Origin of the sequence: Immundisolibacter sp., assembly GCF_028696615.1 — a bacterium.
Lineage (GTDB): Bacteria > Pseudomonadota > Gammaproteobacteria > Immundisolibacterales > Immundisolibacteraceae > Immundisolibacter.
The window spans coordinates 1-11,129 of the sequence record NZ_JAQVGQ010000072.1; the positions used below are offsets into that span (position 1 = coordinate 1).

Genomic DNA, 11,129 nt, shown 5'->3' on the forward strand with positions numbered 1-11,129 from the left:
ATGCCTGGGTCGGCGCGCAGTGGGGGCGCTTTCTGGCCGATCACGGCGGGCCGGCGCGGCTGGTCGACGCCTATGTCAAATCGAGCTTTGGCCTCAACACCCCGGCGGTGCTGGCCGGCGCCGTGCATCGCGCCTGTGCACTCGCCATGGACGCGCCGCAGGGGCCGGTGTTTCTGTCGCTGCCGTTCGAGTATCTGCACCAGACGGCGGTTCTGCCGGCGCCGGCGCGTTACGCCTACCCGAGCCTGCCGCAACCGGCGCGCGCGCCGCTCGAGCGCGCCGCGACGTGGCTGCGCGCGGCGCAAAACCCGCTCATCATCGTCGAGAACGCCGCCCGCAATGCCGACGAGGCAGCCCGCCTGGTGCAGCTCGCCGAGCGCCTGGGCGCCGGCGTGGTGGAGGGCCAGCACCCGGGTTACGTGAACTTCCCGCGCCGGCACGCGCTGCACGCCGGCTTCTATGCCCAGCCTTACCTCAAAGACGTCGATGCGGTGCTGATGCTGGAGGCCCCTGGGCCGTGGTATCCGCCGACCGCCATGACGCCGCCCGCCGCCAAGCTCATCAACGTGGCGCAGGACCCGCTGCGTGGGCGCGATCCGTATACGGGTTTCACGGCCGATCTGATCGTGCCGGGCGATGCCATGGCGGCGGTGGATGCGCTGCTGGAACTCATCCCGACCGCCACCGCCGGCGCCGGCGAGCGGATTGCCGCCTGGGGCGAGCGCGCCACGGCGCGGCGCGCACAGTGGCGCGAGCAGGCGCTGGCGCAGGCGGGCGCCACGCCCATCGACGCGCGCTTTGCCTGCCACGAGCTGAACGCCTGCCTGCCGGACGACGCCGTCATCGTCGACGAGACCATCCTCACGCACCACACCATCATCAACGTGATGGATCGCCTGCGGCCGGGGCACTTCATCAACGCGCTGTCGGGTGGCCTGGGGCTCGGTCTGGGCATGGGGCTTGGCGCGGCGATCGCGCTGCCGGACACGCTGCCGGTGGTGTTCGTGGGCGACGGCACCTACAACTACAACCCCGCCCTGGCGGCGCTCGGTTTCGCCCAGCAATACGGCATCGGCCTGCTGACCGTCATCTTCAACAACGGCCACTACCGCTCCATGCAGATGGGCACCGAGTTTCTGTACCCGCAGGGCGCGGCGGTCATGCACCGCAACCACGTCAGCTCGCCGATCGCGCCCACGCCCGACTACGGCCAGCTGGCGCTGCTGTTCGGCGGCCACGGCGAGCGGGTGGACGATCCCGCGCAGATTCGCGCCGCGGTGGAGCGTGCGGTGGCGGCGGTGCGCGCGGGCAGGCCGGCCATCGTGGACCTGCGCATCGGCGACGAGACCGCTTTCCTGGCCAAACTGTTCGGCGGCTGAGGGCTTGTGAATTTTTCAAGCGCCGAGGCCGGCCAGGGATGGCCGGACGCGAATCGAGCCCTTGAGGGCTTGATTCGCGGGAGCCCGTCCGGGCGTGTACCGGACGGGCGACGCAAGCAATGCGCAGGACGCGCATTTCTTCACAAACCCTGAGGGCGCAGTGGCGGCGCTTCAGCGCCGCCAACGGCCGTCCGATATAAAGTCCCGCGGCCGCCTGCAGCGGCTGCCGCGCCGCGGGGCGTGCGTCCCGCGGTCCGTCTATCACTGCGAACCGGACCCCATGTCGAACCACAGCGCCCCGTTGCCGCTCGCCCACCTCGAAGCTCAACTCGGCCGCGTCCAGGACGGCGCCTGGCAGGCGCAATTCCGCGGCCTGCGCCTGTCGAGCGTGTTCCAGGCGGTGGTCGCGCTCGGTAGCGGCCGGGTGGTGGGTCACGAAGGCCTGGTCCGGCTCGAATACGCCGACGGACGCGGCGCGACGCCGTTTCGGTTCTTCAGCGGCGGGCTCGATGAAGCGGGCCTCACGCAGCTCGATGCGCTGTGCCGGCTGCTGCACCTGCGCAACTTCCAGCGCCTGGCGGCGGACGAGGGCTGGCTGTTCCTGAACGTGTCGCCGCTGGTGGTGGCCGGTCATCGCCGGCACGGCGACCTGCTCGGGCAGATCGTCGCCAGTGCCGGCTTCGATCCGTCGCGGCTAGTGGTGGAGATTGCCGAAAGCGGTGTGCAGGACGGCGACACCCTGGCCGCGGCGGTGGCGCATTACCGGCAACTCGGCTGCCTGGTGGCGATCGACGATTACGGCGTCGGCCTGTCCAGTCTGACCCGCTTGTGGTCGCTGGGCGTCGACATCGTCAAGCTCGACCGCGAGCTGCTGCTGGCGGCGCGGGCGCACCGCGAGGCGCAGCGCCTGCTGTCGGGGCTGGTCGAGTTTCTGCACGACTGCGGCACGCTGGTGCTGATGGAAGGCGTGGAAAGCCACGACGAGGCGCAGCTGGCGCGCGACGCAGGCTGCGACCTGGCGCAAGGCTTCTGGCTGGCACCGCCGGCGCCGCTGCTCGGCGCGGCGCCGCTCGGTGCCTTGGGTCCGCAGCGGCTGCCGGACTGGGCCGCAGCCGGCGTCTGGCAGGCGTGGCTCGCCGAGGCGGCCGGCCGGCTCGCCGTCGGCGCCGCGTTGCAGGAGGCGGTCGCCCCTTTGCTGGACGCCGCCGCGCTGCTGCGCTGTTACTGGGTGGATTGCGCCGGCGTGCAGCGCAGCGACAGCCTGCTCGGCCGCCAGGCCGGCCGGCCGCGTTTCGCACCGCTGCTGGACCGGCCCGGCAGCGAGGTGTCCGAGCGCGGTGTTTTCACGCGCGCTGTGGCCGATCCCGACGCGGTGCAGTGCAGTCGCGTCCACCTGCAGCGCGGTTTCGGGGTGGCCTGTGTCACTTTGGCGGTGACCGCGCCGCTGGCCGGCCAGCCCGGCGTGCTGTGCTGCGAGGTGGCGCTGCAAGAAGACATGCCCGCCTGAAGCACGCGCTGGCGTCCGGGTCAGGATGCCGTGCAAGCAAGAGGCGGTGCGGCGTGTCGGGCGGCGCAATCCGGCGGGCAGATTACGCTTCGCTGATCGGTGCTGGACGAGCTGCCGAATCGAGCATTTCCCGACCGCAACCGAGCGGCTCCGGCCGGCCGAGCAAAAAGCCCTGGGCGTGGTCGATGCCGATCTGGCGCAGCAGGTCGAGCGTCGGCTGGTCCTCGACGAACTCGGCGATGGTCTCGAAGCCCATGATGGCCGACAGGCGCTGGATGGCCTCCACCATGGCGCGGTCGATCGGCTCGCGGGTGATGTCGCGCACGAAGCTGCCGTCGAGCTTGAGGTAATCCACCGGCAGGTGTTTGAGGTAAGCGAACGACGACACGCCGGTGCCGAAGTCGTCCAGCGCAAACCGGCAGCCGGCGCCGCGCAGGCGGCCGATGAACTCGCGCGTGCGGCCGAGGTGCGCCACCGCCGTGCTCTCGGTCAGCTCGATGCACAAGTCGCCACCGTGTTGGCCCGGCCCGGTAAAGTAGCGCTCGAGCATGCCGAGGATGCCGCGATCCTCGAGCGAGCGGCCGGACAGGTTGACCGACAGCCGCGGCCGGTCGGCCGGCGGGCAGTGCTGTAGATAGTCGATGGTCTGATCGAGCACGTAGCGGTCGATCAGCGGCATCAGGCCGAAACGCTCGGCGGCCGGCAGGAAGGCGCCCGGCAGCACCACGTTGCCGTTGCGCTGGCGCAGGCGCACCAGCACCTCGTACCAGGGGCGATCGGCGCCGCGCAGGCTGTGGATCGGCTGTGCGTACAGCATCAGGCGTCGCTCGTCGAGCGCCTCGCGCAGCTCGGTGGCCCACTGCATTTCGCCGCGCCGGCGCGCCAGCTCGGCGTCGCCGGGCCGGAACAGGTGGACGCGGTTGCGCCCCAGGTCCTTGGCCGTGTAGCAGGCGAGATCGGCCTCGCGCATCAATTCGGCGGCCGAGGCGGCGCCGGCGGTCACCAGCGTCAGGCCCATGCTGGCGCCCAACGTGAAGCTGCGCTCGCCCCAGCGGAAGCGGAAATCGCCGATCACGCCCAACAGTTCACGGGCGACGTCGAGCGCCTTGCCGGCCGGGCAGTTGACCAGCAGCAGGCCGAACTCGTCGCCGCCCAGGCGCGCCAGCAGGTCGCCGCGCCGGATGTGCTGCTGCAGCAGCGTGGCCAGCTCGGCGAGCAGTTGATCGCCGGCGGCGTGGCCGCAGCCGTCGTTGACCACCTTGAACTGGTCGAGGTCGATGTAGCACAGCGCATGCTCGGCGTCGCTCTGACGCGCCTCGTCGAGCAGCTCGGCCAGGCGGCGCTCGAACTCGCGCCGGTTGGGCAGGCCGGTGAGCGGATCGTGGCGGGCCTGGTGGGCGATTTCCGCCGTCAGGCGGCGCGTGTCGGTGACGTCGCGGAACACGATCACCGCCCCGGCCACGGTCTGGTCTGGCAGGTGGATCGGCGCCGCCGATTCCTCCACCTGGTATTCGATGCCGTGGCGGTTCAGCAGCACCGAGGTGCCGGGCAGGGTTACCGCGTCGTCCTCGTCCAGGCAGCGCAGCAGCGGGTTGTCGATCGGCTGGCGGGTGTCGGCGTGCACCAGGCGCAGCACGGTCGACACCGGTTGGCCGATGGCCTCGGCCGGCGACCAGCCGGTCAGGTGGGCGGCGGCCGGGTTCAGGGCCGTCACCCGGCCTTCGGCGTCGGTGGTGATGACGCCGTCGCCGATCGACTGCAGCGTCACCCGCGCCAGCTCTTCGGCGCGCGCCAGCGCCTCCTCGGCGCGCTTGCGCTCGGTGATGTCGCGCCCGGCGAAGTGCAGCACACCTTCGCCCCAGGACGGCTGCACGGTGAGCGTCACGTCCATCCACAGCGGCGTGCCGTCCAGGCGGCGCGCAAACCAGTCGAAGCGCGCGTGACCCTCGCGCAGCGCCTGCAGGCTGACCGCCAGCGCCTTCTCCCCGGACGGCTGGCCGTCGGGCTGTAGCGGCGGCGAGAAATCCAGAGGTGTCTTGCCGACCACCTGCGCCTTGTCGGTGGCGCCGTACAGGCGCGCCAGACGGGTGTTGCAGTCGATGAAACGCGGCTGGTCGCCGAACACCGCCACGAAGCCGAAGGCGTCGGTGGAGGCCTCGAACAGGTCACGAAAGCGCGCCTCGCTGGCGGCCAGTTCGTGTTGCGTCTCGAGCACCGCGCCGATGTCGCGGATGCGCGTGCAGTAGGCGTCGTCGCCCAGCGAGGGCAGCGCGGTCAGCTCCACCTCGGCCGACAGCAGCGTGCCGGACGGGTCACGAAACTGCCAGGTGGTGCTGTGGTGACCGTGGCGGACCGCTGCCTCGTTGGCGTGCGCAACCATCTGCGCCCGCTCGCCGTCGAGGCTCATCGCCCGCACCAGCGCCTGGATGACGTCCTCGACCCGCGCCGGGTCGGCCTCGGCGGCGATACCGAGCAGCCGGGCCAGCGGCGCGTTCCAGCGCAGCAGACGCATGTCTTCGAGGCGGACGCCGCGCGCCACCGCCACCGGGTCGGGGCAGTTGCGCAGCCAGTCGTCGAAGGGGTCACTCATGCCCACTCCTCCTTTTTTCCTTCCTTGGAATTATCGGCAGCCGGCGGCGGGCGCCGGCTGAGCGGGCGTCGTCGCCGCTGCCTGTGTGACGACTATCGTCCACCTTGACTCAAGCTTGAGCCGGTGGGTTTTATTTCAATCCCGCCGGCGCGGTCAACGCCCGCGCAAAAACAGCCGGTCGAGCTCGGCCAGCGGCAGTTCCACCCAGGTGGGGCGGCCATGACCGCACTGGCCGCTGCGTTCGGTGCGCTCCATGTCGCGCAGCAGGGCGTCCATTTCGGCCAGTGACAGCTGGCGCCCGGCGCGCACCGAGCCGTGGCAGGCCATGCCGGTCAGCAGCGCCTCGATGTGTTCCTCGACGCGCCGGCTGGTGCCGTGCTCGCGCAGTTCCGCCAGCACGTCGCGCACCAGCGCCGCGACATCGCCGCCGGCCAACAGCGCCGGCACTTCGCGCACGGCGAGCGTGTCCGGGCCGAGCACGGCGAGATCAAACCCGAGCGTCGGCCACAGCGCGGCGTGCCGCTGCGCGGTGGCGATCTCGCCGGCGCTCAAGGCCAGCGTCAGCGGCACCAAAAGCGGCTGGCCGACGATGCGGCCGCCGGCGTAGGCGGCGCGCAGGCGCTCGAAGGTGATGCGCTCGTGCGCGGCGTGCATGTCGACCAGCACCAGGCCGCGCGCGTTCTGCGCCAGGATGTAGATGCCCATGAGCTGCGCGAGCGGCCGGCCGAGCGGCTGCTCGGCGTCGTCGGCCGTGTCCGCGGCGGCGTCCTGCACCAGCCGGGCATAGCCGGCCATCTGCTCGGCGAGCTGCCCGCCGGCTCGGCTCACCGGCAGGCGCGGCGCGGCCGGCTGCCACAATCGCAGCGGTGCGGGCGGCGAGTCGCTGCCCGGCGACGGCGCCTCGCCAACCGGCAGTGGGTCGTGGCTCGGCGCGCCGGCGCGGCTGCCGCGGCCGATCGCCTCGCGCAGGCAGCGGGTCACGAAGTCGTGCACGCTGCGGCTGTCGCGAAAGCGCACCTCGGCCTTGGCCGGGTGCACGTTCACGTCCACCTGTTCCGGCGGCAGCTCGAGGTACAGCACGTAGGCCGGCTGCCGGCCGTGGTAAAGCACGTCCTGATACGCCTGGCGGGCGGCGTGCGTGAGCAGCTTGTCGCGCACCAGCCGGCCGTTGACGTACCACAGCTGCAGGTCCGCCGCGGCGCGCGAGAAGGTGGGCAGCGCCGCCCAGCCGGACAGGCGCAGCGCGCCGACCGGGAAATCGAGTCGCAACGCGGCATCCACGAAGGCGGCCCCGAGCAGGCGCCGCAGGCGGTCTTCGCGGGCGCCCGGATCGAGCGCCGGTGGCAGTTGCTGGATGGCCCGGCCGTTGTGCGACCAGGCGAGCGCCACCGCAAAGCGCGCCAGCGCCAGGCGCCGCAGCAGCTCGTCGATGTGCTGGAACTCGGTCTTCTCGCTGCGCAAAAACTTGCGCCGCGCCGGCAGGTTGTAGAACAGATCGCGCACCGTGACGGTGGTGCCGGGGCCGTGCGCGGCCGGCGCGGGCTGTGACTGGCCGGGCGCGAGCTGCGCCCCCGGCGCGCCCGCCACCGCCGAGGCGATGTGCAGGCGCGCCACCGAGGCGATGCTCGGCAGCGCCTCGCCGCGAAAGCCGAGCGTTGCGATGCGCATCAGCTGGTCGCTGTCCTGCAGCTTGCTGGTGGCATGGCGGCGCAGCGCCAGCGGCAGTTCCGCGGCCGGGATGCCGGCGCCGTCGTCGCGCACGCGGATCAGTCCAACGCCGCCTTGTTCCAGCGTCACCTCGATGCGCCGGGCGCCGGCGTCGAGGGCGTTTTCGAGCAGTTCCTTGACGATCGACGCCGGCCGCTCGACGACCTCGCCGGCGGCGATCTGGTTGGCGAGCTGCGCCGGCAGTTCGCGGATCGGCCGGCGCGTGGTGTCAGCCGCCGTCATCGGCGGCGCGCAGCGCCGGCGTGCGGCCGGTCTGCGCTTCGGCCAGCGCCTGGCGCAGGCGCGGCTCGGTTTGCAGGTAGTCGCGGATGCCGGCCACCAGTGCTGCGGCAAAACGGCGCCGGAAGCCGGCATCGGCCAGCTTGCGCGCCTCGGCGGGGTCGGAAATGAAGGCGGTTTCGACCAGCACGGACGGCACCTGCGGGGACTTCAGCACCATGAAGCCGGCCTGCTGCACGTCCGAGCGGTGCAGCTTGTTCACGTCGGCGATGCGGTCGAGCAGCCGCTCGCCCAGGCGCAGGCTACCCTCGATGGTGGCGTTCTGCGACAGGTCCAGCAGCACCGAGCGCAGCATCCGGTCCTGCCCGGCCGCCGCCAGCCCGGCCGGCATGCCGGCGGCGTTCTCGCGCGCCGCCAGCAAGCGCGCCGCCTCGCTGCTGGCGCCGTGCTCGGACAGCGCATAGACGCTCGAGCCGCGCGCGCCGCCGCCGGCCACCGCATCGGCGTGGATGGACACGAACAGGTCCGCCTTGTGCCGGTGCGCCACCGCGGTGCGGTCGCGCAGCTCCAGGAACCGGTCGTCGGCGCGCGTGAGCACGGCGCGCATGCCGCGCTGGGCGTTGATCTGGGCGGCAAGCTCGCGCGCCAGCGCCAGCGTGACGGTTTTCTCGTACAGCCGGCCGGGGCCGACGGCGCCCACGTCGTGCCCGCCGTGACCGGCGTCGATCACCACCGTCACCGCGCGGGCCGATTGGGTGCGCAGGACCGGCGCCGGGGCGTTGTCGGCCGCTTGCGGTCGGGAGATCGGCGCCGCTTTGGCCACCGTGGCCGGTTGGCGCGCGGCCGGCGCCGGGGCCGGGCGTGCCGCCTTGGACGCCACTGCGGGCGCCGCGCCCAGCACGTCGATTTGCAGCCGCGGACCCTGACCGCCGCCGGCCGGCAGCCTTGTCTGGCGCCATTTGGCCGGTCCTGCAAGATCGAACACCACGCGCAGGGCGCCGCCGGCCTGCGGTCCGCTGCGCACGCCGCGCAGCACGCCGCCGGCCGGGGCCGCCAGGGCGCCGCGCGCGGTGGTGGTCGGCAGGTCGATCACCAAGCGGTCGGGCGCCGGCAGCGAAAACACCTTGCCGGCGGTCGGCGCGCTGAGCTCCAGCGTCACCCGTGTGCCGCCGGCGATGGGGGCGTAGCGCACGCCGCGCAGTTCGCCGGCAAGCGTGGCCAGCGGCAGCAATGCCAGCAGGCAGCACAGGAATCGTTTCATGTCAGCGCTTCCAGGGTGCGTTCACCGGCCGGGCCGTGCGCACAGGCGTGCAGCCGACGGCCGCCGTCGGCTTGCTCCAGGCGCAGCTCGAGGTCCGGCGCGGGCAGCCAGCCGGCGCCGTGCTCGGGCCACTCGACCAGGCACAGGTGGCGGCCGTCGAACAGCTCGCGGGCGCCGATGTGCTCCAGTTCCTCGGCGTCGGTGAGCCGGTAAAGGTCGAAGTGGCAGACCTCGAGGCCGGCCACGGTATAGCTTTCGAGCAGCGTGTAGGTGGGGCTGCGCACCGTGCCGGTGTGGCCGAGCGCGCGCAGCAGGCCGCGCACCAGCGTGGTCTTGCCGGCGCCGAGCGGCCCCGTGAGGTAAATGCACAGCGGCTGCGTCAGCGCGCGCGCCAGGCGCGCGCCAAACGCCAGCTGCGCGACTTCGTCCTCAAGCACCCAGCTGCGCTGCATGGTCCGTTCCGTTTAGCAGCGGCGGCAGGGCGTCCAGCAGATCGCCCGCCAGCAGGCCGCGCTCGCCTCGCCGGGCGGCGACGGCATCGCCCGCCGCGCCGTGCAGGCAGGCGCCGAGCGCGGCGGCAGCGTGCGCCGGCAGGCGCTGCGCCAGCAGACCCGCGATGATGCCGGTCAGCACATCGCCCATGCCGCCGCTGGCCATGCCGGGGTTGCCGTAGGGCACCACGCCGATCGGCGACCGCCCGTCGCACACCAGCGTGCCGGCGCCCTTGAGCAGCGCCACGCCGCCGTAGCGCTGCTGCAGTGCACGCGCGGCGCCGTAGCGGTCGGCCTCGACCCGGGCCGCGGTGCTGGCGAGCAAACGTGCCGCCTCGCCGGGGTGCGGGGTGAGAATCCAGTCGTCGCGCCGCTGCGGGGTCTGCGCCAGCAGGTTAAGGGCATCGGCATCCACCACCAGCGGCCGGCCACAGGCGAGCGCCGCCGCCCACAGCGCGCGGCCGAAATCGCCCTGACCCAGGCCCGGCCCGATCGCCAGCACGCCGGCGCGTTCCAGCAGCGGTGCCAAGCCGGCCGCATCGTCCACGCCGCGTACCATCAGCTCCGGCCGTGCCGCGAGCAGCGCCGGCAGGTGCGCCGGGCGTGTCGCCACGCTGGTGAGGCCGGCGCCGGCGCGCGCCGCCGCCGTGCCGGCAAGACACGCCGCGCCGCCGTAACCGTGATCGCCGCCCAGCACCAGCACGTGCCCGAAGTCGCCCTTGTGCGCGCCGCGCCGGCGTGGCGGCAGCCAGCGCGCGCGCAGCGTCGGCAGGTCGAGCAGTACGGCGGGCGGCTCGCCGGCCGCCGCGCAGGCCACGACCGGCACGCGAAGATCGTCGAAATGCAGCTCGCCGCAGCACTCGCGCGCCGCGCCGGTGTACAGGCCTTGCTTGCGGGCGACGAAGCTGATGGTGGCCGTCGCCCGCACCGCCGCGCCCGGCGCGGCGCCGGTGTCGGCATCAAGGCCGCTCGGCAGGTCGAGCGCCAGCACCGGGCGGGCGGCGGCGTCGATGGCGGCGATGGCATCCGCCACCGCGCCGCCGGGCGGGCGGTCGAGGCCGGTGCCGAGCAGGGCGTCGACCAGCAGGTCGGCGCTGGCCAGTGCGGCGGCGTGGGGCAGTTCGGCGCCGCCGCAGGCGAGAAACGCCTGCCGGGCGCGCTCGGCCTCGCTGCCGGCCCGCGGCGGACCCGCCACGGCGGTCAGCTGCACTTCGAAACCGGCCAGGTGCGCCAGACGCGCCAGCACGTAACCGTCGCCGCCGTTGTTGCCGGCGCCGCACAGCACGGCGATGCGCCGCGCATCCGGCCAGCGGCGGCGCAGCAGGGCGAACGCCGCCGCGCCGGCGCGCTCCATCAGCGCGCCGCCGCTGCAGCCCGGCTGCTGAGCCGCGATCTGGTCGATGCGGCGCGTTTGCTGTACCGAATAGAGCTTGTCCAGCAAAGACAGCACGTTACGACGACCGGTTTAGGCGCTTGGTGAGGATGCACGGCCAAGCATACCCGCATTCAGGCGATTTCACCTCGGGCTTGGGTCAGCCACCATCCGTCAGGCGCGCGAACACTTCCGCAAGGTCGCCCAGATGCTCCAGCGCCAGGATTTCGAGCCCGGCGATCGGTTTGCGCGGCGCGTTCAGCCGGCCGACCACGGCACGCCTGAAGCCGAGCTTGGCCGCTTCGTGGAGGCGCTCCTGGCCGCCGCGCACCGGGCGCACCTCGCCGGCCAGTCCCACTTCGCCGAAGCTGAAGACGTCCGCCGGCAGCGGCCGGTTGCGCAGGCTGGACAGCGCCGCCAGCAGCACCGGCAGATCGGTGGCGGTTTCGGTCACCCTGAGGCCGCCGACCAGGTTCACGTACACGTCCTGATCGAACAGCGCCACGCCGGCGTGCCGGTGCAGCACCGCCAGCAGCATGGCCAGCCGCGAGCCGTCCATGCCGAGCGCCAGCCGGCGAGATC

Annotated in this window: 8 protein-coding genes; 2 read left to right on the forward strand and 6 right to left on the reverse strand. The window is 72.9% G+C overall.

The genetic code is table 11. The annotated features are described in order from the left end of the window. Together PHC73_RS06585 and PHC73_RS06590 are read left to right on the forward strand one after the other, a co-directional pair. On the forward strand, window positions 1-1,379 hold a 1,379-nt coding region (locus PHC73_RS06585; RefSeq protein ID WP_300125939.1), incomplete at its 5' end, for a thiamine pyrophosphate-dependent enzyme. Window positions 1,380-1,659: 280 nt separating this feature from the next. After that, window positions 1,660-2,886 (forward strand): EAL domain-containing protein, encoded by a 1,227-nt coding sequence (locus tag PHC73_RS06590; protein ID WP_300125942.1) that lies wholly within the window; start codon window positions 1,660-1,662, stop codon window positions 2,884-2,886. Window positions 2,887-2,968: 82 nt separating this feature from the next. Here the strand turns inward: PHC73_RS06590 and PHC73_RS06595 are convergent, their stop codons facing one another. The 6 genes from PHC73_RS06595 to PHC73_RS06620 all read right to left on the reverse strand — a co-directional run. Next, the gene (locus PHC73_RS06595; RefSeq protein WP_300125944.1) at window positions 2,969-5,476 is read right to left on the reverse strand and encodes an EAL domain-containing protein; all 2,508 of its coding nucleotides are present in this window, start codon (window positions 5,474-5,476) and stop codon (window positions 2,969-2,971) included. Between the two features lie 153 nt (window positions 5,477-5,629). Further along, window positions 5,630-7,426, reverse strand: coding sequence for a DNA mismatch repair endonuclease MutL (gene mutL, locus PHC73_RS06600; RefSeq protein WP_300125946.1), 1,797 nt, complete (start codon window positions 7,424-7,426; stop codon window positions 5,630-5,632). Further along, a complete protein-coding gene (locus tag PHC73_RS06605; RefSeq protein WP_300125949.1) occupies window positions 7,413-8,684 on the reverse strand; it encodes an N-acetylmuramoyl-L-alanine amidase in 1,272 nt (423 codons plus the stop codon). Before PHC73_RS06605 ends, mutL begins: the two co-directional genes overlap by 14 nt. Beyond that, a complete protein-coding gene (gene tsaE / locus PHC73_RS06610) occupies window positions 8,681-9,136 on the reverse strand; it encodes a tRNA (adenosine(37)-N6)-threonylcarbamoyltransferase complex ATPase subunit type 1 TsaE (RefSeq protein WP_300125952.1) in 456 nt (151 codons plus the stop codon). Before tsaE ends, PHC73_RS06605 begins: the two co-directional genes overlap by 4 nt. After that, window positions 9,114-10,625 (reverse strand): NAD(P)H-hydrate dehydratase, encoded by a 1,512-nt coding sequence (locus PHC73_RS06615; protein ID WP_300125954.1) that lies wholly within the window; start codon window positions 10,623-10,625, stop codon window positions 9,114-9,116. The genes tsaE and PHC73_RS06615 overlap by 23 nt, the downstream gene beginning before the upstream one ends. An 82-nt stretch (window positions 10,626-10,707) precedes the next feature. Then, window positions 10,708-11,129, reverse strand: a 422-nt coding sequence (locus PHC73_RS06620; RefSeq protein WP_300125956.1) for a magnesium chelatase domain-containing protein, incomplete at its 5' end; no start/stop codon positions are given.

Coding starts and splice junctions, on each gene's coding strand:
- PHC73_RS06590 (WP_300125942.1), top strand. CDS start 1,660: ATGTCGAACCACAGCGCCCCGTTGCCGCTCGCCCACCTCGAAGCTCAA.
- PHC73_RS06595 (WP_300125944.1), bottom strand. CDS start 5,476: ATGAGTGACCCCTTCGACGACTGGCTGCGCAACTGCCCCGACCCGGTG.
- tsaE (WP_300125952.1), bottom strand. CDS start 9,136: ATGCAGCGCAGCTGGGTGCTTGAGGACGAAGTCGCGCAGCTGGCGTTT.
- PHC73_RS06605 (WP_300125949.1), bottom strand. CDS start 8,684: ATGAAACGATTCCTGTGCTGCCTGCTGGCATTGCTGCCGCTGGCCACG.
- mutL (WP_300125946.1), bottom strand. CDS start 7,426: ATGACGGCGGCTGACACCACGCGCCGGCCGATCCGCGAACTGCCGGCG.